Origin of the sequence: Streptomyces sp. NPDC014676 (assembly GCF_043084105.1) — a bacterium.
Classification (GTDB): Bacteria; Actinomycetota; Actinomycetes; order Streptomycetales; family Streptomycetaceae; genus Streptomyces.
On the sequence record NZ_JBIBZI010000010.1, the window covers coordinates 263297 to 288921 of the forward strand.

The 25625-nt window shown below is 72.2% G+C and carries 22 protein-coding genes; 9 read left to right on the forward strand and 13 right to left on the reverse strand.

Features of this window, described 5'->3' with window-relative positions:
• The first annotated feature begins 26 nt into the window (after positions 1–26).
• Both ACF1DX_RS26940 and manD read left to right on the forward strand, forming a co-directional pair.
• Positions 27–1487: a gluconokinase, GntK/IdnK-type gene (locus tag ACF1DX_RS26940; protein ID WP_391793710.1), complete on the forward strand. Its 1461-nt coding sequence runs from the start codon at positions 27–29 to the stop codon at positions 1485–1487.
• A 50-nt stretch (positions 1488–1537) separates the two neighbouring features.
• Positions 1538–2779 carry a D-mannonate dehydratase ManD gene (manD, locus tag ACF1DX_RS26945; RefSeq protein ID WP_391793711.1) on the forward strand — a complete coding sequence of 414 codons (1242 nt, stop codon included), beginning with the start codon at positions 1538–1540 and terminating at the stop codon, positions 2777–2779.
• 393 nt (positions 2780–3172) lie between these two features.
• On the opposite strand, the gene ACF1DX_RS26950 is transcribed toward manD, so the two are convergent.
• From ACF1DX_RS26950 to ACF1DX_RS27000, 11 genes are all read right to left on the reverse strand, one after another.
• Entirely contained in the window at positions 3173–3613 is a 441-nt protein-coding gene (locus ACF1DX_RS26950; RefSeq protein WP_391793712.1) for a VOC family protein, read from the reverse strand.
• Between the two features lie 739 nt (positions 3614–4352).
• Positions 4353–4910 (reverse strand): NADPH-dependent FMN reductase, encoded by a 558-nt coding sequence (gene ssuE / locus ACF1DX_RS26955; protein WP_391793713.1) that lies wholly within the window; start codon positions 4908–4910, stop codon positions 4353–4355.
• Positions 4911–4981: 71 nt separating this feature from the next.
• Complete coding sequence (locus ACF1DX_RS26960) at positions 4982–5743, reverse strand: alpha/beta hydrolase (RefSeq protein WP_391793714.1); 762 nt, start codon at positions 5741–5743, stop codon at positions 4982–4984.
• A gap of 85 nt (positions 5744–5828) precedes the next feature.
• A complete protein-coding gene (locus ACF1DX_RS26965; RefSeq protein ID WP_391793715.1) occupies positions 5829–7169 on the reverse strand; it encodes an LLM class flavin-dependent oxidoreductase in 1341 nt (446 codons plus the stop codon).
• A 40-nt stretch (positions 7170–7209) separates the two neighbouring features.
• The gene (locus tag ACF1DX_RS26970) at positions 7210–8058 is read right to left on the reverse strand and encodes an ABC transporter ATP-binding protein (RefSeq protein ID WP_391793716.1); all 849 of its coding nucleotides are present in this window, start codon (positions 8056–8058) and stop codon (positions 7210–7212) included.
• Entirely contained in the window at positions 8055–8942 is an 888-nt protein-coding gene (locus ACF1DX_RS26975) for an ABC transporter ATP-binding protein (protein ID WP_391793717.1), read from the reverse strand. The genes ACF1DX_RS26970 and ACF1DX_RS26975 overlap by 4 nt, the downstream gene beginning before the upstream one ends.
• Positions 8942–9820: an ABC transporter permease gene (locus tag ACF1DX_RS26980; protein WP_391793718.1), complete on the reverse strand. Its 879-nt coding sequence runs from the start codon at positions 9818–9820 to the stop codon at positions 8942–8944. Before ACF1DX_RS26980 ends, ACF1DX_RS26975 begins: the two co-directional genes overlap by 1 nt.
• Before the next feature lie 3 nt (positions 9821–9823).
• Entirely contained in the window at positions 9824–10852 is a 1029-nt protein-coding gene (locus ACF1DX_RS26985) for an ABC transporter permease (protein WP_391793719.1), read from the reverse strand.
• Positions 10849–12420 (reverse strand): ABC transporter substrate-binding protein, encoded by a 1572-nt coding sequence (locus ACF1DX_RS26990; RefSeq protein ID WP_391793720.1) that lies wholly within the window; start codon positions 12418–12420, stop codon positions 10849–10851. Before ACF1DX_RS26990 ends, ACF1DX_RS26985 begins: the two co-directional genes overlap by 4 nt.
• A 459-nt stretch (positions 12421–12879) precedes the next feature.
• On the reverse strand, positions 12880–13815 hold the full coding sequence (locus ACF1DX_RS26995) for a DsbA family protein (RefSeq protein ID WP_391793721.1): 936 nt from the start codon (positions 13813–13815) through the stop codon (positions 12880–12882).
• Entirely contained in the window at positions 13812–14243 is a 432-nt protein-coding gene (locus tag ACF1DX_RS27000; protein ID WP_391793775.1) for an RrF2 family transcriptional regulator, read from the reverse strand. The genes ACF1DX_RS26995 and ACF1DX_RS27000 overlap by 4 nt, the downstream gene beginning before the upstream one ends.
• A 139-nt stretch (positions 14244–14382) precedes the next feature.
• Here ACF1DX_RS27000 and ACF1DX_RS27005 point away from each other — a divergent pair, with 139 nt between their 5' ends.
• Entirely contained in the window at positions 14383–14889 is a 507-nt protein-coding gene (locus ACF1DX_RS27005; protein ID WP_391793722.1) for a cupin domain-containing protein, read from the forward strand.
• Positions 14890–14978: 89 nt separating this feature from the next.
• Here ACF1DX_RS27005 and ACF1DX_RS27010 read toward each other — a convergent pair whose 3' ends face one another.
• Positions 14979–16187 carry a S8 family peptidase gene (locus ACF1DX_RS27010; RefSeq protein WP_391793723.1) on the reverse strand — a complete coding sequence of 403 codons (1209 nt, stop codon included), beginning with the start codon at positions 16185–16187 and terminating at the stop codon, positions 14979–14981.
• Positions 16188–17058: 871 nt separating this feature from the next.
• Here ACF1DX_RS27010 and ACF1DX_RS27015 point away from each other — a divergent pair.
• The 4 genes from ACF1DX_RS27015 (at position 17059) to ACF1DX_RS27030 (ending at position 21603) form a co-directional block, all read left to right on the forward strand.
• A complete protein-coding gene (locus ACF1DX_RS27015; RefSeq protein WP_391793776.1) occupies positions 17059–18258 on the forward strand; it encodes a hypothetical protein in 1200 nt (399 codons plus the stop codon).
• Positions 18255–19817: a substrate-binding domain-containing protein gene (locus ACF1DX_RS27020; protein ID WP_391793724.1), complete on the forward strand. Its 1563-nt coding sequence runs from the start codon at positions 18255–18257 to the stop codon at positions 19815–19817. The genes ACF1DX_RS27015 and ACF1DX_RS27020 overlap by 4 nt, the downstream gene beginning before the upstream one ends.
• Positions 19804–20553: a hypothetical protein gene (locus ACF1DX_RS27025; protein WP_391793725.1), complete on the forward strand. Its 750-nt coding sequence runs from the start codon at positions 19804–19806 to the stop codon at positions 20551–20553. Before ACF1DX_RS27020 ends, ACF1DX_RS27025 begins: the two co-directional genes overlap by 14 nt.
• A gap of 435 nt (positions 20554–20988) precedes the next feature.
• Positions 20989–21603, forward strand: a complete 615-nt coding sequence (locus ACF1DX_RS27030; RefSeq protein ID WP_391793726.1) for a TetR/AcrR family transcriptional regulator — start codon at positions 20989–20991, stop codon at positions 21601–21603.
• Here the strand turns inward: ACF1DX_RS27030 and ACF1DX_RS27035 are convergent.
• Positions 21585–22601: an SMP-30/gluconolactonase/LRE family protein gene (locus ACF1DX_RS27035; protein WP_391793727.1), complete on the reverse strand. Its 1017-nt coding sequence runs from the start codon at positions 22599–22601 to the stop codon at positions 21585–21587. The genes ACF1DX_RS27030 and ACF1DX_RS27035 overlap by 19 nt on opposite strands.
• A gap of 172 nt (positions 22602–22773) precedes the next feature.
• On the opposite strand from ACF1DX_RS27035, the gene ACF1DX_RS27040 reads away from it, so the two are divergent.
• Positions 22774–24582 (forward strand): flavin-containing monooxygenase, encoded by a 1809-nt coding sequence (locus ACF1DX_RS27040; RefSeq protein WP_391793728.1) that lies wholly within the window; start codon positions 22774–22776, stop codon positions 24580–24582.
• A 473-nt stretch (positions 24583–25055) separates the two neighbouring features.
• A complete protein-coding gene (locus ACF1DX_RS27045) occupies positions 25056–25589 on the forward strand; it encodes a 2'-5' RNA ligase family protein (protein ID WP_391793729.1) in 534 nt (177 codons plus the stop codon).
• The last annotated feature ends 36 nt before the right edge of the window (positions 25590–25625 follow it).

The window sequence follows — 25625 nt, forward strand, 5'->3', positions numbered from 1 at the left end:
AGACTCTGTGACCTAGTCTTCGGGTCATGACTGGTCCCACATTGGACCCACCCGTGGACACCGACGACGCCCTCCGGGGCTCCACCGCCCAGGTCGTGGCCCGCCTGGGCTGTCAGATCGTCGAGGGCGCCAAGCACCGCGACCGGCACCTGACCGTCGACGCCGTCGTGCAGGAGTTCGGCGTCACCCGCTCGATGGCCCGCGAGGCCCTGCAGACCCTGCACCAGAAGGGCCTGCTCACCCTCCAGCCCCGCATCGGGGCCACCGTCCAGCCGCTGGAGCGCTGGGACCTCCTGGACGCCGACGTGATCGCCTGGCGCCTGGAAGTCGCCCCCGACAGCCAGATGCGGTCCCTGACGGAACTGCGCGAGGTCATCGAACCCCGCGCGGCCCGGCTGGCGGCGCAGAGCAGATCCGCGGAGATCTGCCACGACCTCACCAGCCACGCCCGCGCCCTGCTCGCCCTCAGCCGGGAACCCGCCTTCGAACAGCCGCGGGAGGGCGCCGCGGTCCGCCAGCGGTTCCGGGACGTCGACGCCGCCTTCCACCGCACCCTGCTCGCCGGCTCCCGTAACGAGCTGTTCCTGCACCTCTCCCACCCCGTCGCCATGGCCCTCAACCACCGTATCGACCGGGACTGGGCCGGCGGCCGCCCGGGGGAGCGGGCCGCCTCGGCACGGGCCCTGACCGGCTCCGACACCGTGCAGAGCTATCCCGTACGGCCGCTGCCGATCTCCATGTGGCTGCACATGGGGCTCGCCTACGCCGTCGACCAGGGACGGGCCACGGCCGCCGAGACGTTCGCGGAAGCCATTCTCGCCGAGATCCGCGGCGGGCGGCTCCAGGACCCCGCCGTCCTCGACCGGCTGCGGGAGGGACTGGCGCAGTTCGACCCGTGCGGACTGCCCGCCGCGTACCGCGAGGGTTTCCGGGACGCCCTCGCCGCGCTGGTCCGCACCCGGCGCGCCCCCGTCGTCGTGATGGGGGTCAGCGGCTGCGGCAAGACCACCGTCGGCGAGTACCTGGCGGAGTCGCTGCGGGCGCCGTTCGAGGAGGGCGACCGGCTCCACCCGCGACGCAACGTGGAGGCCATGAAGGCCGGCACGCGCCTCGACGACAGCATGCGCAGCCCGTGGCTGGCCGCCGTCGCCGAGCGGATGAAGGGCGCCGGCCCGGAGGAAGGACTGGTGATCACCTGCTCGTCCCTGCGCCGGATCTACCGCGAACTGCTTCGGGTGGCCCGCCCCGACGCCTTCTTCGTGTACCTGGAGCTCGACCGGGAAAAGGCCGCCGCCCGGGTCAGGGGCAGGCAGGGGCACTTCATGCCGGCCTCGCTGGTGGACTCGCAATTCGAAGACCTGGAGCCGCTCCAGGACGACGAGGCCGGCATGACCGTCGACGCGACGCTGCCGGTGGAGCGGATCGTGGCGGAGGCACAGACGGCACTGGCCGGCCATGCGCGAAGACGGGCGGCCGGGGAGCTCTGAGCGCACGGCATCCACGACCGCGACCGCGACTGTGAAGAGGGGACCATGCCATGAGGATCGTGTCGGCCGAGGTGATCGTCACCAGCCCGGGACGCAACTTCGTCACCCTGCGCCTCACCACCGAGGACGGTGTCACCGGCCTCGGCGACGCCACGCTCAACGGCCGTGAACTGGCCGTCCAGTCCTACCTGGAGAACCACGTCGTCCCCCTCCTCCTCGGGAGCGACGCCACCCGCATCGAGGACACCTGGCAGTACCTGTACCGGGGCGCGTACTGGCGGCGCGGGCCCGTCACCATGGCAGCCGTCGCAGCCGTCGACACCGCCCTGTGGGACATCAAGGCCAAGTGCGCCGGCATGCCGCTCTACCAGCTCCTGGGCGGGGCGTCCCGCACCGGCGCCCTGGCCTACGGCCACGCCTCGGGCCGCGACATCCCCGAACTCCTCGACTCCGTACGGGCCCACCTGGAGCAGGGCTACCGAGCCATCCGCATCCAGAGCGGCATCCCCGGCCTGGGCCCGGTGTACGGGGTCGCCGCCGGCACGGACGGCACGGACCGCTACGACTACGAGCCCGCCCGCCGCGCGGCCGGCGGCGGCATCCCCCTCCCGGTGACCGAGACCTGGGACACCAGGGCCTACCTGCGGCACATCCCGGCCGTCTTCGAGGCCGTCCGGGCGGAGTTCGGCCCCGAACTGCCGTTGCTGCACGACGGCCACCACCGCATGACCCCCATCCAGGCCGCCCGGCTCGGCAAGGCGCTGGAGCCCTACGACTTGTTCTGGCTGGAGGACGCCACCCCCGCCGAGGACCAGGCGGCCCTGCGCCTGATCCGCCGGCACACCACCACCCCGCTGGCCATCGGCGAGGTCTTCAACTCGGTGTACGACTACACCACCCTGCTCAGCGAGCGCCTGATCGACTACGTGCGCTCCGCCGTCACCCACACCGGCGGCATCACCGCGATGCGCAAACTCCTCGATCTCGCCGACGTGTTCGGCATCAAGTCCGGCATGCACGGCCCCACCGACATCTCACCCGTCGGCATGGCCGCCGCCCTGCACCTGGACCTGGCGATCCACAACTTCGGCATCCAGGAGTACATGCGGCACTCCGACCGCACCCTGGAGGTCTTCCGCACGGCCTTCACCTTCAAGGACGGCCTCCTGCACCCCTCCGACACCCCCGGCCTCGGCGTCGACCTCGACACGGAGGCAGCGGCCCACCACCCCTACGAACCGGCCTACCTCCCCGTCAACCGCCTGGCGGACGGCACGATGCACGACTGGTGAGCCGCGCCGCGCGGATCCGGCCGAGGCCGGACCGGCCGGCCCCGGGACCGTGTCCACCGATCCGATGACGACCGCACCGCCGCCCGGCGGCCCGACAGCCGCCGGGAGGGCACCGCTCCGTCATCCGTCCCGAGGCGGACCTGCGGCACAGCCGCGCCCGGCTCCTCCGGGACCCGGCACCCGAGGTGTGCTCCGGACCGGAAGTACCGCGCAGACACGACAGGCGGGTGGGTGGAACGCCTGGACCTCCGGTGTCCCGGCTCCCCGGGGCGCACGGCCACCGAGTCCACGTACCCCACCCGGCACCGCGGGCGACGGACAGGACGGACCAGGGCGCGAACCCGAGGACCGTGGCGGCGGTGAGGACGAGCGGCCGGGATCCGGTCCTCCTTCTCAGCCCAATTGCTCGGCCAGTCCGACGATGATGCCCTCCGGGCCGCGGATGTAGCAGAGCAGATGGCTGTCCTCGAACCGGGCGATCTCACCGACCAGTTCGGCGCCGTGGGGGCGGAGGCGGGCAACGGTGTCCTCGATGTCGTCGACGGTGAACATGACGCGGTGCGTACCCAGGATGTTGTGCGGCCGGTTGCGCGGTCCGGCGCCGATCACTGCGGGGCTGCGGTACTTCGCCAGCTCGAGCCGGCTGTGACCGTCCGGGGTCCGGACCATCGCGATGTCACAGCGGACGCCGTCGAGTCCGGTGCACTGGTCGGCGAAGAGGCCCTCGACCCGCGCCCTGCCCTCCAGCTCCATGCCGAGTTCCACGAAGAACGCGATGGCGGCGTCCATGTCCTCGACGACGATGCCGACGTTGTCCATCCGCTGGATCGCCATGCCGGCTCCTCCTTCTTCCGCGTGCGGCCGGTGGCGGCCGCCGATGTCCCTGGGGCGGAGCCGGTGGCACGTTCTCGACACCCTCGGACCACCGAACTCCGAAAAATCCGGATCGCGCCTCCGCACCACTGCAGCAGACCCACGAGCCGGGCACCACCGAGGGCGAGTGCGGCGCACCGTCCGGACCTCCGCCGAGGAACGTCACCCGCAGCCGCCTCGCCCGGCAGAGCTTCCTCACCCCCCACCCGGACGAGGCCGCTACCGGAACCGGACTGAACGCCCTCTGCGGCAACGGTGCTGATGCAGGCGGCCGACCGGTGTGATGGTCCTCGACCGCTTCCTGGGCGCCCAGCTCTCCCTCCCGGCCGACGCAGTCCGGATCGGGCAGCTCGACGGAACACTGCGGACGGATGTCTCACCGCGCGGTGAACTGGTCCCGATGGCGGCGCCACCACCAGGCACGTGCTCGGCGCCGTCATCACACGCGGCGCGGGCACCCGTTCGAGGGACGGCCGTCCCAAGCCCGTCCCCCTCATGCCGAACCCCGCTGCACTCCCCGCCGTCAGGGGCCGTGGTCAGGTTCTGACCGGTCGGCCGATGGATCCGGCAGAACGTCGCGCACCGGCGGCGCGGGCCCGCCGTAGCCGGGCCCGACCGGAGGAAGCGCGGCAGGCCGGCCCCCTGCGTGGTGCCCACGAGCACCGCTCCGGCCGTCGTACCGGCCCGCGGCGGCCGCCGGTCAGCCGGTGGGCACGAGCCGGGCAGTGGCCCCCGCCAGTGCCGCGGAGAACTGGTCCGTGACCCGCCCCAGAGCCTCGGCGGTGCCCGGCGCGACGACCGTCGCCCCGTCGTCGTCGACGGTGATGTCCCGGTCCAGGGTGAACCAGCCGGGGACTATGTGCAGCGCGCCCATGGAGCTGAGCACGGGACGCAGCGCGTAGTCGATGGCCAGCACATGGGCCGTGCTGCCCCCGGTGGCCAGCGGAAACACCGTCTTGCCCGTCAGGGCGTACTGCGGCAGCAGGTCCAGCAGGGATTTCAGCAGGCCCGAGTAGGCGGCCTTGTACACGGGCGTGCCGATCACCACACCGTCCGCCTGTTCGAACAGGGCGGTGGCGGCGGTGATCGCCGGATGCCGGAAGTCGGCGCCCAGGAGCGCCTCCGCCGGGAGGGTGCGTACGTCGAGCGGCGTCACGTCGTGCCCGTGGAGCCGCAGCCGGTCGTCGAGGTGGCGCAGCAGTCGCGCGGTGCGTGAGCTGGGGGAGGGGCTTCCGGAGACGGACAGGATGGAGGCCATGGACGGACCTTTCGTGATCGGGATTCGGTCGGGGGGCGCGGGGCCGGGGTACGCCGGTGGCGGCCCGGCGTTCACCAGGAGCTCGACTCCACCGAGACCACCGGCACCAGCCCGTTGCGCAGCGTCTCCAGGAAGGCGACGGTCTCCGCGGCCACCGAGCGGTGGTTCACATCGTTGAGGACGTCGTGGTGGGCGCCGTGGACCACCGAGAGACGGGCCCGGGCCTGGGACTCGGCCGTCCGGGTGAGGGCGTCGTGGTCCGCGAGCCGGTCCGCGTCGCCGACGAGGAACAGGACCGGGACGGGTAGCTCGGCGTCGTAGGCGGCGGTGAGCAGGGCACCGGGGACCGCATCGCCGAGCGAACCCCGCCGGACCCGGGAGTCGTCGCTCAGCGTGCCCCTGTGCGTGGGGCAGGAGGTGCGTATGTCGAGTTCCTCGTCCCACGAGCCGACCGTGGAGGGCGCGGAACCCGGAAGGCCGGCGAGAACGGCGGCGTCCGCCACCCGCCCGGATCCGCCCCGTCCGAGGAGTGCGGCCAGCGCGACGGCGCCCGTGTCCGCTCCGACGAGCACCACGGGCCCGACGGCACCGCCGTCGGCCGCCGTGCCGTCGACGGCGTCGGCCAGCGCGGCCCCGAAACGGCTGAGTGCCGCGTCGGTGTCGGACGCGCCGATGTCCGGGGCGTCGATCACCCGGACCCGGTACGCGTCGGCGGCGAGCCGTCCGGCGAACCGCCCGTAGGTCGCGCGGGTCTCACCCCGCCCCGGCACCACGACGATCGTTCCGCGGGTGCGCAGGCCCTCGGGGGCGTGGTGGTCGGTGTACTCGGTCATCTCGGGCTCCTGTGCGTGTCGGCGGTGGTGACGTCCCCGGCGCGGTCGCCCGGCCGGGGTTCCTCGGCGGTCGGGACGGACCGGTTCAGCCGTTCCCCGCACGGCGCTCGAGGGTGTGGCGGTTGACCGGGACCGGCAGGCCCAGGTTGCCGCGGAAGGTGTCGGCCTCGTACTCGGTGCGGAACAGGTCCCGCTTCTGCAGGATCGGCACCACGCCGTCGACGAAGAGGTCGAGTTCGTCCTGGGTGCGGAAGGCGAGGTTGATGCCGTCGAAGGCGCCGGCGTCGAACCACCGCTCGATCGTGTCGGCCACGGTCTCCGGCGCGCCGACGAAGGGGGAACGACGGAACTCGGCCACGGACTGCGCGACCTGACGCAGGGTCAGCTTTTCCTCGCGTGCCCGCTCGATGATCTTCGCGGCGCCCGTGCGGCCCCCCTTCTCGGCGAGATGGGCGACGTCCGGGAACGGGGCGTCCAGATCGTGCACGCTGAAGTCGTAGGCCCCGAAGGAACGCCCGAGCAGCGCCAGATGACGGTCGAAGTCGTTGTCCTCCTCGAAGATCTCCCGCTCACGGCGCCGGGCCGCCTCGTCGGTGGCGGCGACGACCGGACCACCGTGGATGAAGATCTTGATGTGGTCGGGGTCCCGGCCGTACGCGGCGGTCCGCTTCTTGAGGTCGGCGTAGTACTCCCGCGCCTGCTCCAGCGATCCGCCCGGCGCGTAGACGCCTTCGGCGACGCGCGCCGCGAGATCGCGCCCCTCCTCGGACACACCGGCCTGGAAGACGACCGGCTGGCCCTGCGGGGAACGCGAGATGTTCAGCGGGCCCGCGACCTTGAAGTGCTCGCCCTCGTGGTTCAGTCCGTGCAGCCTGGACGGGTCGAGGAAGACGTTGCGGGCCACGTCCGCGGGGAAGGCGTCGTCCTCGTAGGAGTCCCACAGCCCGCGGGCGACCTCCACGAACTCCAGGGCCCGGCCGTACCGGGTGGCGTAGTCGAGGTGCTCGTCCAGGCCGAAGTTGCGCGAGGTGCCGGTGTCGAAGCTGGTGACGACGTTCCAGCCGGCCCGGCCGCCGCTGATGAGGTCCAGCGAGGCGAAGCGGCGGGCGAGGTTGAACGGCGAGTTGTACGTCGAACTCGCCGTGCCCACCAGGCCGATGTGCCGGGTGTGGGTGGCGACCGCCGACAGCAGGGTCAGCGGCTCCAGCCGGTTGAGGTAGTGCGACGGGTAGGTGGCGTTGATGAACTGGCTGTCGACGATGAACAGCGCGTCGAACAACGCGTGTTCGGCGGCCTGGGCCTGCCGGATGTAGTAGCCGATGTCGATGCTGGCGTTCTTCGCGACGCGGGGGTCCTTCCACAGGCCGTGCTGGCCGGGGCCGCCGACGCCGTAGGGGTGCAGAGCCAGATGGATCTTGCGGGGCATGGTTCTTCCTGTCCGTGCTGAGGGTGGGTGGGACGGGGGTTCAGGCGTGCAGCAGGGCGCGCAGCGCCGCACGCTCGGACCGGTCGGCGGGGGTGCCGCGCAGGGTCGGGGCGGAGCCGACGAGCAGCCGTGTGTAGGGGTGTTCGGGCCGGCCGACGACGTCGCGTGCGGCGCCGGTCTCGACCAGCTCGCCCCGGTACAGCACGGCGATGCGGTCGGCGGTCCCCGCGACGGAGCCGAGGTCGTGGGAGATGAACACGAGGGCCACGCCGGTGGCGCGCAGTTCCTTGAGGATCTCCAGGACCTGGACGCGGTTGGCCGAGTCCAGGGCGCTCACCGGCTCGTCGAGGATGACCAGCCGCGGTTCGGTGACCAGGGCGCGGGCCACCGCGATCCGCTGGCGCTGCCCGCCGGAGAGCTCGCCCGGCAGCCGGCCGAGCAACTCCTCGGACAACCGCACGCGGGGCAGGAACGCGCGCACCCGCGCCACCGCCTCGTCACGGGGCACGCCGCGCACGAGCAGCGGCTCGGTCAGCGACGCCTCGACGGTGAGGTCCGGGTCGAGGCTGCGCAGCGGGTCCTGGAAGACGTACTGGACCACTCCGCGGCGGCGCAGGTCGCGCCACTGGCGGGGGCCGTGGGTGGTGACGTCCTCACCGTCGACGACCACCGACCCGGCAAAGGGGCGTACCAGCCCGAGCACGGTGCGGGCGAGGGTGGACTTGCCCGACCCCGTCTCGCCGATGAGGCCGACGGTCTCGCCCGGGGCGACGCTCAGCGAGACGCCGTGCAGGGCGCGTCGGCGCCGGCGTCGCGAGCCGTAGTGGACCTCCAGGCCGGTGACTTCGAGGACGGGGCGGGTGCCGGCGTTCGGCCTCCCGGTGGTCACGCTTCCTCCCGCGGTGTCAGGAACTTCTCCAGTCCGTACTGCTCGTGCTCGCCGATCAGCAGCCGGGTGTAGTCGTGCCGCGGGGCGTCCAGCACCGCGCGGGTCGGGCCCTGCTCGACCACCTCGCCCCGGCGCATCACCAGGACCTCGTCGCACGACCGGGCCACGACGGCCAGGTCGTGGGAGACGACGACGAGGGCGAGCCCTGCTCGTTCGCGCAGGTCGGCCAGGAGGTCGAGGATCTCCGCCTGCACGGTGACGTCCAGCGCGGTGGTGGCCTCGTCGGCGATGAGGATCCGCGGGTCCGCGGCGATCGCGGCCGCGATCAGCACGCGCTGCAGCATGCCGCCGGAGAGCTCGAAGGGGTACTGGTCGTGCACCAGTTCCGCGTCCCGCAGGTGCACCGCGCGCAGCAGGCCGAGGACCCGTTCCCGTGCCTCGCGGCGCCCGAGTCCCTTCTTGACCCGGAGGACCTCCGCGATCTGTCGGCCGATCCGCAGCGACGGGTTGAGGTAGGACGCCGGGTCCTGGAACACCGCGCTGATCGTCGCCCCGCGCAGCGCCGTCCACCGCGGGGGTGTGAGGGCGGTGATGTCGGTGCCGTCGATCTCTATCGAACCGCCGGTGACCTCGAAGCGGGCCGGCAGGATGCCCAGGGCGGCCCGGCACGTGAGGGTCTTGCCGCTGCCGGACTCGCCGACGATGCCGACCACCTTGCCGGGGGTGAGGTCGAAGCTCACGCCGTGCACGATGTCCCGGCCGTCGCCGCGGTCACCGATGCGCACGTCGCGCAGGGAGAGCAACGGCGGGGACGGGTCCTGTGCGGGCCCGGACGCGCCGGACTCCCCGGGCCGGGTGAGGAGCTTTTCGGAAACCGTCGTCATCACACACCTCCTGCGGGAGTGGGGTCGGTTCGGCCGGCGCGGGCTCCCCGGTCTGCGACCAGCGCGCGTCCCGCCTCGCCGGACACGTCGCGGATGGCGTCCGCGAGCAGGTTGCCGGCCCAGACGGTGACCGTGATCAGCAGCGCGGGGGTCAGCGGGGCCCACGGCCGGTGGCTCAGGTAGCCGAGGTCGGAGGCGAGGAGCCCGCCCCAGGTCGGTTCCGGGGGCTGCACGCCGATGCCGAGGAAAGTCAGGCTGGAGACGATGACGAAGCCGACGCCCACGGTCTGGGCGAACGCCACGGCGATCGGCGGGAGCACCTTGACCCACACGTGGCGGCGCACCACCCAGCCGACGGACGCGCCGGAGATCAGCGCCGCCTCGACGTACTGCGAGCGGGCCACCGCCAGCGTGGCGGCCCGGGACACCCGGTAGAACAGGGGCGACACCAGCACGCCCGTCACCAGCATCGCCTGCGTCAGACCGTTGCCGAGCAGGGCGATCACGGCGACGGCGAACAGCAGGAACGGCAGGGCCACCAGGGTGTCGGCCAGGCGCAGGGTGATCCATTCGAAGACCCGGCCCAGGTACACCGACAGGATCCCGGGGACCACCCCCACGACCAGTGCCGTGAGCGCGACTTCGAGCGCGCCGAGCACGCTGACCCGGGAGCCGTCGAGCAGTCGGCTCAGGACGTCCCGGCCGAGGTGGTCGGTGCCCAGCCAGTGGCCGGCGGACGCGGCGGCGAGGGTGTTGTCGCTGGTGGCCAGCGGGTCCTGCGGGGCGAGCAGCGGCCCGAGGACCGCCAGTAGTGCGACCACGGTCAGGATCGCGACGGCGATGCGGCCGGAGGTGAGGGAGAGGACGCGACGCACCATGGTTCACACTCCCCGCTGCGAGGCCGGCGTGACGCGCGCCAGCACCAGGTTGACGATGAGGTTGAAGGCGACGACCAGGGCGATCGACACGACCAGGACGCCCTGCACGGCAGGTACGTCGCCGGCCTGTGCGGAGTCGTTGGCGAACCGGCCGAAGCCCTGCAGGCCGAAGATCCACTCGGTCACCACGGAGGCGCCGACCAGGGCCGGGAACTTCAGGCCCAGGGTCGCCAGCGTCGGGCCGAGGCCGTTGCGCAGGACGTGGACGAAGAAGATCCGGCGGGGGCTCAGCCCCCGTACGACCGCGCCCGTCACGTAGTTCTCCTGGTAGGCGGCGACCAGACCAGAGCGGAGCTGACGGGCCACGTCGGCGATGACGTCGAAGCTCAGCGCCAGTGCCGGAAGCGTGATGTGCGCGAGCCACGGCCCCAGCCCCTGCTCCGCCGGGACGTACCCGGCGGAGGGGAACAGGTTCAGCTGGACGGCGAGGACGGCGACGAGCACGATGCCGACCACGAAGGCGGGCATCACCGAGACCACCGTGACGAACCCGGTGATGGCGCGGTCGACCCAGGTGGTGCGGCGCAGCGCCGCCAGGGTGCCGAGCGCGAAGCCCACGACCACGCCGATGACCAGCGCGAACGTCGCGACGGACAGGCTCACTCCCAGCCCGAGGCCGATGAGGGTGGAGATGTCCGCGCCGTTGGTCCAGCTGGTTCCCAGCTCTCCGCGCAGGACACCGCCGAGCCAGTCCCCGTACTGGACCAGGAAGGGCCGGTCCAGGCCCCACTGCGCCTCGACCCGGGCGACGGCCTCGGGGGTCGCCTCCTCGCCGAGCTGGATACGGGCCGGGCTGAGGCCGCTCAGCGACCGCAGCGCGAACGTCACGAACGTCGCCACCAGGAAGACGGGCACGAAGACCGCGACCGACCGGGCGAGGGTGACCAGGGCGCGGCCCAGCGTGTGCCGTGCCCTTCTCGCGGCGATCCCACCGCGCAGGACGGTCTCCGCCGGAACCTCGGCCGCCGTCATGAGGTCGCCCCCTCGCCGCCGATGGTCACGCCGGTCCAGTCGATGTGGGCGGGGATCTCCGGCAGGCCGGAGACCGACTTGCTCTTGGCGATCAGGTTGGGCGAGGAGTACGTGAACACCAGCGCCTTGCTCTCCAGGCCGGCCCGCGTCGCCGCCCGGAGCACCTCCGGGTACTCGGGGGCGTCCAGCGGGGTCCGGCGCACCTTGGCGACGGCCTCCTCGAAGCCGTCCGGCTGGTAGGGGGAGCTGAGGTTCAGCGGGCCGTCGGGGCCGAAGTGGGCGGTGAGGGTCTGTACTGCCGAGTCCCGGCCGGTGGTGCTGTAGAGCGAGAACGTGAGGTCCTTGGCGAAGAAGGGCGTGGCCCAGTTCTTGTCTATCCTGATGTCGACGGTGATGCCCACCTTCGCGAGCTGCGACTGGACGATCTCCGCCTGCGGGTCCTCCGCCGGGATGACCAGGTCGAGCTTGATGTCACCGGGCCTGTGACCCGCCTCGGCGAGGAGCTTCTTCGACTTCTGCGGGTCGTAGGGGTAGGCGTCCTCGGACCGCGGGTCGTAGGCCACGTAGCCCTTCGGGAAGGGCTGGTCGGTCACCTCGCCGTGACCGAAGGTCAGTTTGTCGACGAATTCCCGCCGGTCGACCGCGTGCCGCACGGCGTCGACGACCTTGTCGTTGTCGAACGGCGCCTTGTTGACGTTCAGGCTGAGGTTGGAGGCGTTGAACCCGGGCTGGACGAAGACGTCGAGGCCCGCCTTCTTCGCCGCGTCCGCCTGACTCGGGTCGATGTCGGCGAAGTTGTACACACCGGTCTGCAGACCGGAGACGACCGTGGAGGCGTCGGGTGCCGAGGTCAGCTCGACCTGGTCGATGTGGATGTTCTCCGCGTCCCAGTAGTCGGGGTTCTTCTTCAGGACCGCCTTGGTCCCCGGAACGAGCTGCGTCACGGTGAACGGGCCGGCGCCGACCGGGTTCTGGTCCAGCTTCCCGGGCGAGGCGGCCGCCTTGGGGCTGGCGATCTGTAGGACCCGCTGGCCGAGCAACTGGGGTATCTGGTAATCGACTTGATTGAGATGGACGATGGCGTCCAGGCCCTTGGCCTCCACCGACTCGATCGAGGTCAGGTCGCCGAAGAGCGCCGAGTTCTTCTGCTTCTTGGCCCGCTCGACGGCGGCCTTCACGGCGGCGGCGTTCACGGGTTCACCGTCGCTGAACTTCAGTCCGGGGCGCAGACGGAAGGTGACCCGGTCGCCCCTGTCGTTGTACTCCCAGCTCTCGGCCAGGTCCGGGACGGCCTTGCCGGTGGTGTCGGTTCGGGTCAACGAGGCGTACACGAGGGCGAGTTCCCGGAACTGCGCGCCGCTGCCCGAGACCACCGGGTCCCAGTGGGCGGGGAAGTAGGTCGAGGTCCACTTCAGGGTCGCGGCACCGTTCGCGGAGGCCGCGTCACCGCCGCACGCGCTGAGGGCGGGGACGAGCACGGTGGCGAGGGCGGTGCCGAGCGCGGTGGCACGCATGCGGCCGGATCGGCGGAGTGGTCCGGGGCGTCGGGTCGTGAGTCGTCCGGGCATCTCGTTCTCTCTGTGACAGTGCCGGCTCCCCGCGGCCGAACGGCCGCGGGCGGGAGCGGGGCAGGGGAGGGCGGCGCCACCGCGCCCGGCGCCGGCTCAGGACGTGCCGGGGCATGCCGAGACGGACTCGGCACCCATGACGTCGACGGGTCCGCGGAGGCGGGCTGCCTGAGGGGCGGGGTGGCGGGGAACGCGAAGGAAGGGGAGGGCGCGGAGGGCGGTCGCGGCTCGGCTGAGCGGCGGACGGCCGGAACCGACGGAGGTCGTCAGGCGCCGGGGGACCGCAGAGGGCGGCCGGTCAGCGACAGAGGGCGCTGCAGGTGCGCCGCAGGTCCACGTAGCGGCACACCACGCCGGGGTGCGTCGTGAGCATGTGCCACATCCTGGGCGCGGTCGCGAGCGTCTGTCAATGGACACCTGCAGGTGTCTCATTCGGCGGGACAGGTCCCTGACCGCGGATCAGAGACCTTGTCGCGGGCCGGCCGGAGCGCCCGGGCGGGTCGCCGGGTGCGTCGCGGCCTCCTGAGGGTGCAGCCACAGCGGGCCGTTCCCGGTCTCGACCCGGACCGCCCCGGGCGGCGGCCACGGACCGTCCGTCAGCAGCCGCGACTCCGGCCCGGTCAGGCTTCCGTAGCGCCGCAGCGCCTCGTCCGGAGCCAGAGGAACCGGCTTCGGATCCCACGCCGGTGGCGGACACAGCTCCCGTACGGCGTCGGCGTACGCCTCGTAGGGGCGCCATCCCGGAACCACGCGGTGGCCGCCCGGCGCCCGGACGAGCACGGTCGGCAACGCGTACCGCCGGCCGCCGTCGGGGGTCTCCTTCGCGGCCCCCGGATGCGGCGAACCGCCGGGTGCGGAAAGGGCCTCGGGGACCGGACGGCGCGCCTCGCGGTGATCGGCGCGCACCCGCTCGAGTACGGCGTCGGACGACGCGTCGACGGACAGCCGCGCCAGGTCCAGTCCCGGTGTGCCCCGTACCGCGGACAGGGCCCGTGCGGGAGTGTCGGCCGGTTCGCCCAGGACGAAGACGGTCTCCCGCAGTCTGCGCAGCACCCGGTCGGCCACCTCGGTGCCCTGCGGTTCCGCCGCCTTGGCGACGAGCGAGGCCGGCCAGGAACTCGCCGCCACCCGGCTCAGCCGGGTCGCCCGCGGAGCGCCGGTGTGCCGGCAGACCTCGTCGACGTAGCCCTCGTACCAGGCGGTCTCCGCCGCAGGGTCGGGCGGCGGGTCGTCGTCCTCGTCGAAGAGGACGCAGAAGACGCGACGCAGGCCCACCCGCCCGGGCAGGGCCGCGCGCAGCCGGCGGAACACGGGCTCCGAGCCCCACGCCCACGGACACAGCGGATCGGTGTACTCCACCACCTCCACCAGGGCCTCGCCCGGATCCGCCGTCACGCGGCTCCCTTCCGCAGCCCGTCGCCGGCGCCCACGGACAGCAGCGAGGCCACGGTCACCCCGCCCAGGACGGCGGCGGCATCCGTCTCGATCCGGCGCCACACATCGGGCAGCGCCGCCGCGGCGCCGGGATAGTCGAGCGTGGCCAGGGACTCGCCGCGCAGGGTGAGCAACTCCCCGTCGACGACACGGGAGATGTCCAGAAGTGTGATGTCCTCGGCGGGCCGGCCGAGCCAGTAGCCGCCCTCGCAGCCGCGCTGGCTGCGGACCAGTCCGCCCTTGCGCAGCTCGCTCACGACGGACTTCAGGAAGCGGAACGGGATCCGCTGGGAGGAGGCGATGGCCTCGCACGTCAGCGGGCGGGCGGGTTCACGGGCGAGCTCCAGAAGAGCCCGCGTGGCGTAGTCCGCCTTCGCGGAGATATGCATGGCGCCCATGATGCCGGAGTTCATCCTCCCGGATGGTGTTTCCACCCGCTTCCGTCGTCTGTTGCGAGAACATTGCCGCAGGTGAACAGCAATGGACACCTCTTGACATCTTTTTCGGCGCCCTTCTAGCGTCCCCGGCATGAGCGAGCCGTTGACAGCCCCGGGTGAGGGCTTCCATCCCCATCTCCACGACGCCCCCGGGCGGTCGGCCGCCCCGCTGCGGACCCGCCTGCACCATGTGCGCGCCGACTCCCTCGACGGTGACACGGCGCAGACCGGCGGCATGCGCAGGTTCGCCGCCGTGAGCGGGCGGACGGTGGGCTCCGAGAAACTGTGGATGGGCCAGACCCACGTCGCTCCCGCGACCTCCTCCTCCGACCACCACCACGGGGAGTCGGAGACCGCGATCTACGTGGTCAGCGGCCACCCCGAGTTCGTCTTCCTGGACGACTCGGGCGACCAGGCCGAGGAGGTGCGGCTGCGCACGTCCCCGGGTGACTACGTCTTCGTCCCCCCGTTCGTCCCGCACCGCGAGGAGAACCCCGATCCCGCCGAGGAGGCGGTGGTGGTCATCGCCCGCAGCACGCAGGAGGCGATCGTGGTGAACCTGCCCCGGCTGTACGCGCTTGCGGCCGAGGAGGCCTGACCGGCACCGGTGTGCCCCGGAGGCGGGCCTCCGGGGCACCGCGGTTCAGGTCCGGCGGATCACGGAGCCACCGTCGGACCCGGGAACCGTCAGGGCACGAGCCTCAGCAGCCGGTTCGGCGAACCCGAGCCGGGGCCGGTCACCTTGCCGGTGGTCGCGCCGTTCACCAGGGCCGAGGCGACCTGGGCCGGGGTGGCGGAGGGGTGGCCGGCCAGATGGACCGCCGCCGCTCCGGCGACGTGCGGAGTCGCCATCGAGGTGCCGGAGATGGTGCTGGTCGCGGTGTCACCGGTGTGCCAGCCGGCCGTGATCGAGGAGCCCGGGGCGAAGACGTCCAGCACCGAGCCGTAGTTGGAGTAGCTCGCCCTGGCGTCCGTACTGGTCGTGGCGCCCACGGTGATCGCCTCGGTGACCCGGGCAGGGGAGTAGGAGGAGGCGTTGGCGCCGCTGTTGCCCGCGGCGACCGCGTACGTGACGCCGCTCGCTATGGAGTTGCGCACCGCCGCGTCCAGGGTGGTGGACGCACCGCCGCCGAGCGACAGGTTGGCCACCGAGGGACCGGAGTGGTTCCTGGTCACCCAGTCGATGCCGGCGATGACCCCGGCGGTGGTCCCGGACCCGTTGTTGTCCAGCACCCGTACGGCGACGATCTTCGCCTTCTTGGCCACTCCGTAGGTGGATCCGGCGATGGTGGTGGCCACATGGGTGCCGTGACCGTTGCCGTCGGAGGCGGTGGTGTCACCGTCCACGGCGTCGTAACCGTACGCGGCACGACCGCTGATCTGCTGGTGGGTGATGCGCACGCCGGTGTCGATGACATAGGCCGTGACACCGCTTCCCGCGTTGTCCGGGTAGGTGTAGGTGCCGGAGAGCGGGAGCGAGGTCTGGTCGATGCGGTCCAGACCCCACGGCGCGTTGGACTGCGTGGTGTCGGCGACGCTCACCCGCTGGTTCTGCTCGACGGAGGCGACCGCCGGGTCGGCGGCCAGGCGGCCGGCCTCGGTGGCGGAGAGGACGGCGGTGTAGCCGTTCAGCGCGCTGCCGAACGTCTTCCGCACGCTGCCGCCGTACCGCTCGACCAGGTCCCGGCCCGCGGCCGAGGAGGCCTTGAACCCGGCGGCCTTCTTCAGCGTCACGATGTAACTGTCCTTGACCGCGGTGGGGGAGCCGGCGGCGAGCACCGTGCCCTCGGCGGGGGCGGCCTGGACGGGGGTCGAGGTGAGCCCGCAGGCCAGGGCGGCCGTCGCGATACCGGCGATCACCGCGAACCGTGTTCTCTTGCTGCGCAGTCGTGCCATGACGAGGGATTCCTCCTCCGGGCGGCGTGCCCGGGTGGGGCACGCGTCTGTGGGGGCGGGTGCGCGTGATCGCACACCCCTGCCGGGAGCGTTGCGTTGCGCTCCCGGACCGCAATCAAGGTTCGTCGCCGACTTCCGTACAGGACAAGGGAGTTGATTACCTGGCAACAAATTTGCCATGAGCACGACATGCAACGGGACGTCGGGACGCGAGCGGACCGGGAAAAGGGCCGGATGAGCGCTTCCGGTCATCGGACGCAGGCCCTCGCGCGCTGTGGTGACGCGCTGCCGCGCATCAGCCGGCTCCCGTGGCCGAGTGGTGGGTTCACCCCGGATCGCCTGGCGCGGTCCGCAGCCCTCCGCGAGCCGCTCGGTCGCGGCGGTGGCCTTCTACGAGGTGAGGGCGACACCGGCATCGAAAGCCGGTACGGCTTGCGGCGACGCGTACCTGCGGGGCGAAGAGCACGTGCGACCGGCCCGCGCCCGCCGTCGAGCGAGTGTCACCGCGCGTGCTCCCCGGCGGCGCGGTGGCGCCGGGCCCTCCGGCCTCGGCGAAAGTCCTCCATCGCGCGTCCGCGCGCCTTCCCTGCCGCGGCCACCGCCCGGACCCCCGGAAGGGGACCGCGGGGACGACACCACCGGAATCCTCCGCTTCGCCGTGGCGGAAGTCCGCCGGCTCTCGAGGGCTGTGCCGCCCCGCCCGGACCAGCCGTTCATGCTCCCCGCTTTCAACCGACGTTCCCCGAAAGGTCATTCGGGGTACACCTCCGTCACCGACGATCCTGGCCCGGCCACACGGGGAGAACGCAGGTGTCAGGGGGGAACACAGGTGTCCGAGAACAGACCCGCTGCCGAAGAGCCGCGGTTGACCGTGACCAGACCCCCGCGCCGCCACCTGCGCAGAGCGCTGGCGGCGGCGCTGCCCGTCCCGGTCATCGGGCTGGTCCTGCTCGTGACCTCCGGGAACCTGCTGCTGCCGATGCGGCCGGTGGTCACCATCGAGGCCAAGATGGCCTCCAAGAGGGACTTCTTCCAGGACCCCGAAGTCGAGCGGCTGCTCATGAAGCACGGCTTCCGCGTGCACATCACGAACATGGGCTCGCGTGAGATCGCCAAGCAGGACTACGACGGATACGACGTCGTCTTTCCCTCCGGCCAGCCGGCCGCCGACCTGATCAACCGGGAGCGCGCCCGGGCGAACCGTCCGGTGCTGCTGTACCGCCCCTTCGTCAGCCCCATCGTGCTGGCCACCTACCGGGACTACGCCGAGGTGCTCGCGGCGGAAGGCGTCGCGAAGCGCCTGCCGGGCTCGGGCAGCCCGCCGATGTACTACACCCTCGACATGCGGAAGTTCCTCGACCTCGCGCTCGGCAGGAGGAAGGGCGTCCAGCGCGACCCGGAGGACGGCTACCGCTGGGACGAGATCGACGACAAGAACCACGTCCGCAACGGCAACAAGATCCTCGCCCAGACCTCGGACATCTGCGAGTCCAACTCCGCCGGCACCTACCTCGGACTCGTGGCCTTCGTCGAGCACGGGAACGACGCACCGGACAACGAGGCCGAGGCCGAGCGACTCGCCCGGAGGATCAAGCCGCTCCTCGTCGAACAGGGCCTGCCGTCCTCCGAACGGGCCGAAACGTATCTGTCCCCCGACGGGCAGGGCATCGCCCCGGTCTCGGTGATCTACGAGCACCAGTTCCTCGCCCACCAGTTACGGCACGAGGCGCAGAAGGGCGAGACCGACGACGAGCGCGTCCTGCTCTACCCGTCCACGCGCTTCGTCACCGAACCCCAACTCGTCGCGCTGACCGGCGACGGCGCGCGGCTCGGCGAACTGGTCAGCGAGGACCCCGAACTCCAGCACCGCGCCATGGAGCTGGGCTTCCGGGCCCGCAGCACCGGCAGCGGTGCGAGCAGCGACGACCTCACCCGGTTCCTCACCGAGCGGCGGATCCCGGTGCCCACCACCTCCTCCGACGACACCCGCGCGGTCCTGCCCAGCCTGCCCCTGCTGGAGAAGATGATCGAGATCGTCGGCGACTGCCCGGACAGGAACGGCAACCCGTGAGGCGCGGCGTGGGCCTGCCGGCGCTCTGCCTGGCGCTCGTCGCCACCTTCCTCACCGCCTGCTCGGGCGGTGACGACGACACGGTCCGGCTGCGCGTCCTCGCCGGCCCCGATCTCGCCGTACTGGACCCGCTGCTGGGCGAGTTGAAGGACGAGACCGGCGTCGACCTGCGCCTGTACCACCGGGCCGACGCCGAGACGAAGGCCCCGGACCGCGACCGGTACGACCTCGCGTGGCTGTCCTCCGACCACTATCTGCGTCTCACCGACAGAGACGCGGTCCGAGGACTGCAGCGCACGGCCACCATGACGTCCCCCGTCGTCATCGGCCTGAAGCCGGATGTGGCACGCGAGCTGCGCGCCCGGGTGCCCGGCTCCCGGCTCACCTGGGCGGACATCGCGGACGCCGCCGCCACCGGCACCGTCCGCTTCGGCATGGCCGACCCCCGGCACGCCGGCAGCGGGCTCGCCGCCCTCGTCGGTGTCGCCACCGCCGCGGCCGGCACCGGAGCGGCGCTGCGCCCCGAGGACGTCTCCTGCGACCGGCTGCGCGGCTTCCGCTCCGGCCAGGCCCTCACCGCCGACACCGGCCCCGCCCTCGTCGACACCTACGTCGACCACCAGGACGAGGCCAACGCCCTCATCACGTACGAGTCCGATCTGCTCGCCCTCAACGACTCCGGCCGTCTCGACGACCGCCTGGAGGTCGTTCGCCCCGAGGACGGCATGGTCCTGGCGGACTTCCCGCTGCTCCTGCTGAACCCGGCCCACCGTGCCGCGTACGACAAGGTCACGAGGTGGCTGCGGCGCGACTCGGTGCAGCGGCAGATCATGCGGCAGACGGTGCGCCGCCCCGTGACCACGACGGTCACCCGGGACGCGCGGCTGCGCGAACCGGTCGGCAACGCGCTCTTCTACCCCGACCGGCCGGCCGTCGTCGAAACGCTGCTGGCGGACTACGGCGACCCCGACCGCCGCACCACGAGCCAGGTGGTCTTCCTGCTCGACTTCTCCGGCTCGATGCGCGGCGCCCGGATGGCCGCCCTGCGCGAGGCCTTCGCCGGACTCAGCGGCGCGGACCCCTCCGCCTCCGGCAAGTTCACCCGCTTCTACCGGGGCGAGCGGCTGACCGTCGTCCGGTTCGGCGGCCGGGTGCTGGAGCAGACGACCGTCACCGTTACCGGCCCGAAGGATCTGACCGCCCTCGCCGACACCGTCGCCCGGGGCGGCTACGGCGACGCCACCGCCGTATGGTCCGCCCTCGACCACGGCTACCGCACCGCCGCCCATGAACTGGCCGCCGACCCCGACCGCTCCGTCTCACTCGTCCTGATGACGGACGGCGAGAACAACGCGGGCCTGTCCTACGCCGAGTTCGTGCGCCGCCACAAGAGGCTGGACGCCGCCGTGCGCGCCGCCGTCCCCACCTACCCCGTCCACTTCGGCGAGGCCGACGCGGACGAACTGCGGCGCGCGGCGGCGAGGACGGGCGGACGGATGGTGGAAGCCGCCGGCTCGTCCCTTTCCGAGGCTTTCAAGGAGATCCGTGGCTGTCACTGACGCACTGTGGTGGAGCCTTTGGTGGCCGTGGATGACGGTCTGGCTGGTGACGGCCGCCGGCACGGTGGTGCTCGCGGTGATCCTGGTGCGCCATGCCCGCCAGCGGCGCAGACACCTGCGACGCTGGCAGTCGGCGTACAGCATCTGCCTGTACCTCGACGAGCAGGCCGTGATGGACCTGTACGAGCTCGGCAACTACCGGTCCGCGCTGGAGGAGGCCGTCGAACTGCGGACGAAGGTCGATACGAGCGTCGGCTTCTGGAGCCGGGTGCTGACGTGGCTGTTCCGGTTCCGGCTGAAGCGGGACGTCAGCCAGGAGACGTTCCGCAAGTTCGTGCGCAAGGACAAACCGATCAACGTGATCGGCGTGGTCATGGAGGCCTTCGACCGGGCCGACGCCATCGTCCACGCCGACCTGACCACACTGACCGTCGTCCCGAACCGGAACCTCGCCGACAGCCTGACCGACGGCCGTGCGGTGACCCTGAGCCGCATCGGTGAATTCGTCTCGGTCAAAGGCATGTTCTCGCGCGTGCCGGACGTGACGGAAGGATTCGTCCTGCGGGCCGAGTACGGCGACGAGCGGCCCCCTGTCCACATGCGCGTCGTAGCTCCCGGGAACGCGCGCCGCCCCATCCCGGACGGCACGTTCACGGCCCGCTGCCTCGGCAAGATGACCGGCTGGCGGGAGGACACCCGCGAGGTGACGCTGGAGGCGATAGCGATCTTCTGGTGACCGCCGCTCACCGGGGGTCCGGTCCGGCGAGGACGCGCGGGGCGTGCGGGCCGGGCGCGAGGGCCGGGAGACCGGTCACCGGCCCTTTCCACCACGACTCCAGCCGCCCGGTGATCCGTCCACGCGACCCACCAGGGAGATCTCGCCGGCGAGCGCGTCCGGGACCGTCCGCCGGCACGCGGCGCCGATGTCCTGAGGAGGCAGGACGACGCGGCACGGCATGCCGAACTCGCCGCCCGGCGGGCCGGACCACAACGGCCGAAGCGGGCACGCACCACTTCGGCCGGGCCGCTCCCGCAGGACGAGCCGTACGACGGGTCCTGTGCTCAGCCGACGACGACGCGGCCCGTCCCATGGCCGGCGGGGGCGACGAAGCCCTCCGCTCTCGGCCGGGAAGGCCGAACCGTGCGCCGGCCCGACCGCTAACCTCCCGGTATGACGCAGCACCCTCCCACCGACGAGCGACGGCCCGCGAACGACGGACCCAGAGCCGCCGCACGCAACCGCGCCGCCCTGATCGCCGCAGCCCGGGAGATCTACGCCGGATCCGGTCTCGATGCCCCGCTGTCCGCCATCGCCCGGCGGGCCGGGGTCGGACAGGGCGTGCTGTACCGGCACTTCCCGGACCGAGCCGCACTCGCCCTCGCCGTGCTGGAGGAGAACGTGCGGCAGATCGAGCAGGCGGCGGCGGTGACCGGTGCGCGGATGGACGAGGTCCTGGGTGTACTGACCTGGCACCAGACGGAGTCGGCGGCCTTCGTCGCCGTTCTGCACGCCGACGGGGCAGGGGTCAGCCCGGGTGCGGCCCCGTACGCCCAGTCGCTCTCCCGCCGTGTCGAGGCCGCACTGCGCAGCCACCTGCCGCAGGAGCACGTGCTCGCCGCCCGGCCGCAGGACCTGATGCTCGCCGTCGCGATGGTCTCGGGCGCGGTCACCGGCCCCACCCGCGAGCAGCGCGAGCGCCGGGCACTGGCGGCGTGGCGGCTGCTCGGTGTCGAGGTGGGACCGGTGCGGCCCTTCGAGGTGCGGCCTCAGCCGCCGTTGGACTGACGGATGCCCTCGGCCAGGGCGTCGAAGGAGTACAGGTAACCGCCGGCGGGGCCGCTGACGGTCATGTACGCCTTGGTCCCACCGGGTGTGATGGCCACGTTGGTGGCCGATTCCAGCCCTTCGGCGGCGCGGGCGGGTACCTCCACGGTGCCCAGACGCTCGCCGTACTCGCTGTACACGGCCATCGCGGGCCGCCCGTGCAGGCCCTGGTACAGGTTGCCGTCGGCGTCCACGGCGATGGAGTCGGTCTGCGCGAGACCGCCGTCGACATGGATGGCGGTGTGCCGGGAGGAGACCCGGCCCTCGGCGTCCAGCCGCAGGTAGGAGACGCGGTCCTCCGTCAGTTCACTGAACCACAGGCCGCGGTGGTCGGCGTCGAAGGAGACGCCGTTGGGCGCCGACAGCCCGTCCGCCAGGACGGTGACGTCCTTCCCGTCCCGGTCGATCCGCACCACCCGTCCGATCGGCTCGCCCTCGGACATGCCGCGTGAGTCGCTGACGTAGAGGTCGCCGTCCTGGTCGAAGGCGAGGTCGTCGGGTTTCATCGGGGCGCCGTCGACATCGCCGGTGAAGAAGGTCCGCCGGTCCGTGCCGTCCGCGGCCAGGCTGACGATCTCGCCGTGCGCGAAGTCGGTGAGGTAGATCCGGCCGTCGTACGGGCTGAACTGCGCCGAGGTGTACGCGCCCCGGTCGTCGGTGTGGAACCGCTCGGCCGTCTTGCTCCGGACGTCGACGCGCACCACCTTCGGCTCACCGGCGGGTGCGGTGACGTCGACGACGAGCAGCCGGCCCCTCCCGTCGAAGACCGGGCCCTCCAGGAGGGTCATCCCGGTCTCCTCGTGCACCTCGGTCAGCTTCATGACCTGCTGGGCGCGGATCGTCCGGATTCCGCCGCCTGCCGCCGTGGTGGCGGTGCCGGTCTCCGTGCCGCACCCGGTGAGGGGCAGCAGGCCGAGCGCGATGAACCCGGTGACGACCCGGCTGGGGAATCGCCGCATGCGGATCACCTTTCCTGTCCGAAAGTACGCGGAAGCAACAGATGGTCAACCGGACAACATTGTCCGGTAGTTGTTACGGTAGTGCACGGCTGCTCAAGTCATCACTTTCAGACACCAGTTGCGGGACAAGACGGCCTCATGGCTGCCCACCGGAAGGAACAGGGTCCCCCACATGACGCATTCGCAGACGCTCAGCCCCGAAGACCTGGGCGCACTCAGGGAGCGGTACCGCATCGAGCGGGAACGCCGGGTGCGCCCCGACGGCAGCGGGCAGTACCTGTCGGCCGACGCGGAGTTCGGCTACTACGCCGAGGACCCGTACGCCGGCGAGCGGGCCGAGCGTGAGTCGCTGCGGGACCGGGTGGACGTCACGGTCGTCGGCGGTGGCTTCGGCGGCATCCTCGCCGGGGCACGGCTGCGGCAGCGGGGCGTGGGCCGGATCCGCGTCGTCGAGAAGGGCGGTGGCTTCGGCGGCACCTGGTACTGGAACCGCTACCCCGGCATCCACTGCGACATCGAGTCGCACGTGTACCTGCCGATGCTGGACGAGACCGGCTACGTCCCCGAGTGGAAGTACGCCCCCGGAGAGGAGATCCGCCGTCACGCGGTGCGGATCGCCGAGAAGTTCGACCTCTGCGCGGACGCCCTGTTCTCCACCTCGGTCACCTCCCTCACCTGGGACGGCACCGACGAGACCTGGATCGTCACGACCGACCGGGGCGACACGTTCCGCAGCCGGTACGTCGTCACCGCCACCGGCACCCTCTCCGAGCTGAAACTGCCCGGCATCCCCGGCATCGGGACCTACCGGGGCCACACCTTCCACACCTCGCGCTGGGACTACGCCTACACCGGCGGCACCCCGGACGGCGGCCTGACCGGCCTCGCCGACAAACGCGTCGGTGTCGTGGGCACGGGTGCCACCGGCATCCAGGTCGTGCCGAAACTGGCTGAGGACGCCGCCTACCTCTACGTCTTCCAGCGCACCCCCTCCACCGTGGACGTCCGCGGCAACCGCCGCACCACCGCCGCCGACGTCGGCGCCGACCACGACGGCTGGGCGAGGGAGCGCCGGGAGAACTTCCTGCGCGTCACCAGCGGGGAAACGGTCGAGGAGGACCTCGTCGCCGACGGGTGGACGGCATCGGCGGGCCTGCTGGAGAAACTCCTGTCGAGCTTCCGCAGGCAGGGCGACCGTGCGGCCTTCGAGGCCGCCTACGAACTGAACGACGCCGCGAAGATGAACGGGATCCGGGCCCGCGTGGAGGAAGTGGTGGCCGACCCGGGGACGGCGGAGAAGCTCAAGCCCTGGTACCGGTACATGTGCAAGCGTCCCACCTTCTCCGACCTGTACCTCCAGGCGTTCAACCGGGACAACGTCACCCTGGTCGACACCGCCGACACCCACGGCATCGAGCGGATGACGGAGCGCGGTGCCGTCGTCGGCGGGACCGAGTACGAGCTGGACTGCCTGATCCTCGCCACCGGCTTCTCCGTCGGTGTCTCCGGCGTCTCCTCCGGCCGGCTGCCCGTCACCGGCCGGGACGGCGTCCGGCTCCAGGAGGCCTGGCGCGCCCACGGCCCGCGGACCCTGCACGGCCTCACCAGCAACGGCTTCCCCAACCTGATCCAGCTCGGCGGCACGCAGAGCGCCCCCAGCGTCAACTTCACCCACGTGCTGGACGAGCACGCCGTCCACGCCGCCGCGCTGATCGCAGCCGCCGAGGAGCGGGGAGCGATCGTGGAGCCGTCGCGAGAGGCCGAGGACGACTGGATCGCCCTGTGCGCCGAGGGCGCCCCGGACCACGCCTGGTTCCACGCCGAGTGCACTCCCGGCTACTACAACGCCGAGGGCCGCGGCCGGCCCAACGGTCCGACCGCCTACCCGCACGGCGCCGCCGCCTTCCACGACCTGCTGCGGCGCTGGCGCGAGGAGTCCGTCGGCGAAGTGCTCCGGCCCCGCTCCACCACGGCGAACTGACCGCCCTCCCTTCTGTGCGCCCCGCCCGGTCAGGACGGCGGAGGGAGCCCGGCCCCTGGGGCAGGGGTCCGGGCCGCCGGCTGGGCGATCCCCACGGAGCGGTCCTGCCGCGCCGGACGGACCACCAGCACGGTGGACGAGCCGGTCTCCCGGAAGTCGCCGATGGGCGCGACAGCGTCCGTCCGGTATACCGGACGATCGTCGGCAGCGCCGCTCGCACCGGCGAGACCTGGACGGACTACAGCCGGCCGGCACCACCACCGGCAACACCTGCGACCTGGTCCACGCGGGCACCGGTAACGCCGAACGCACCGAGCTCGGTGAGACCTGGTTCCACCACACGGCCCTCGGCCCGCTCCCATCCGCACATCTCACGCAGCAGGGGATACGGCCACCCCTCCAGGCCCGCTCAGGGACTTCGTCGTGGGCGGTTCCGGAAGCGCGGCAGAAGATCGCGTGGGTAGGCTGCGCCGATGCGCACAGTCGAGCTCTTGTTGGACGAGGCCGCGGACCTCGCGGTCCGGGAGGCCTGGCGGCGGCTCGCGGACGCGGGGCTGCCCAGTCAGGCGCGTCATCGCTCACCGACCAACAGCCCGCATCTGACCCTGGCGGCTTGCCCGGAGCTGACCGCTCCGATCCGCTGGGAGCTTGCCGCGGTGGCCGCCTCCCTGCCGCTGCCGGTACGGGTCACCGGCGTGGTCCGCTTCGAGCGGCCGACCTCCGTGCTGGCCTGGGCGCTGCATCTCGACCCCGGGCTGGCGGCCCTGCACGGCCGGGTGTGGGACGCAGTGGTCTCGGACAGTCCGCCCGGGTCCCTCAACCCTCTCCACGCACCCGCGCGCTGGAGCCCGCACATCACCCTCGGTCGCTCCCGGCGGGCCGGCGCCTTCACCGGCCCGCGGGTCTTCGAGCTGCTGCCGGCGCCGCCGTCGTCGGTCCGGCTCACCACCCTGCGCAGCTACGACACGGAAACGGGCGCCCTGGAGGTGCTGGAACCTTGTCCCTGAGGGCACCCCGCCCCGGCTGGTCAGCCCACCCACGCG

Coding starts and splice junctions, on each gene's coding strand:
- ACF1DX_RS26940 (WP_391793710.1), top strand. CDS start 27: ATGACTGGTCCCACATTGGACCCACCCGTGGACACCGACGACGCCCTC.
- manD (WP_391793711.1), top strand. CDS start 1,538: ATGAGGATCGTGTCGGCCGAGGTGATCGTCACCAGCCCGGGACGCAAC.
- ACF1DX_RS26950 (WP_391793712.1), bottom strand. CDS start 3,613: ATGGCGATCCAGCGGATGGACAACGTCGGCATCGTCGTCGAGGACATG.
- ssuE (WP_391793713.1), bottom strand. CDS start 4,910: ATGGCCTCCATCCTGTCCGTCTCCGGAAGCCCCTCCCCCAGCTCACGC.
- ACF1DX_RS26960 (WP_391793714.1), bottom strand. CDS start 5,743: ATGACCGAGTACACCGACCACCACGCCCCCGAGGGCCTGCGCACCCGC.
- ACF1DX_RS26965 (WP_391793715.1), bottom strand. CDS start 7,169: ATGCCCCGCAAGATCCATCTGGCTCTGCACCCCTACGGCGTCGGCGGC.
- ACF1DX_RS26975 (WP_391793717.1), bottom strand. CDS start 8,942: ATGACGACGGTTTCCGAAAAGCTCCTCACCCGGCCCGGGGAGTCCGGC.
- ACF1DX_RS26980 (WP_391793718.1), bottom strand. CDS start 9,820: ATGGTGCGTCGCGTCCTCTCCCTCACCTCCGGCCGCATCGCCGTCGCG.
- ACF1DX_RS26985 (WP_391793719.1), bottom strand. CDS start 10,852: ATGACGGCGGCCGAGGTTCCGGCGGAGACCGTCCTGCGCGGTGGGATC.
- ACF1DX_RS26990 (WP_391793720.1), bottom strand. CDS start 12,420: ATGCCCGGACGACTCACGACCCGACGCCCCGGACCACTCCGCCGATCC.
- ACF1DX_RS27000 (WP_391793775.1), bottom strand. CDS start 14,243: ATGCATATCTCCGCGAAGGCGGACTACGCCACGCGGGCTCTTCTGGAG.
- ACF1DX_RS27005 (WP_391793722.1), top strand. CDS start 14,383: ATGAGCGAGCCGTTGACAGCCCCGGGTGAGGGCTTCCATCCCCATCTC.
- ACF1DX_RS27010 (WP_391793723.1), bottom strand. CDS start 16,187: ATGGCACGACTGCGCAGCAAGAGAACACGGTTCGCGGTGATCGCCGGT.
- ACF1DX_RS27030 (WP_391793726.1), top strand. CDS start 20,989: ATGACGCAGCACCCTCCCACCGACGAGCGACGGCCCGCGAACGACGGA.
- ACF1DX_RS27035 (WP_391793727.1), bottom strand. CDS start 22,601: ATGCGGCGATTCCCCAGCCGGGTCGTCACCGGGTTCATCGCGCTCGGC.
- ACF1DX_RS27040 (WP_391793728.1), top strand. CDS start 22,774: ATGACGCATTCGCAGACGCTCAGCCCCGAAGACCTGGGCGCACTCAGG.
- ACF1DX_RS27045 (WP_391793729.1), top strand. CDS start 25,056: ATGCGCACAGTCGAGCTCTTGTTGGACGAGGCCGCGGACCTCGCGGTC.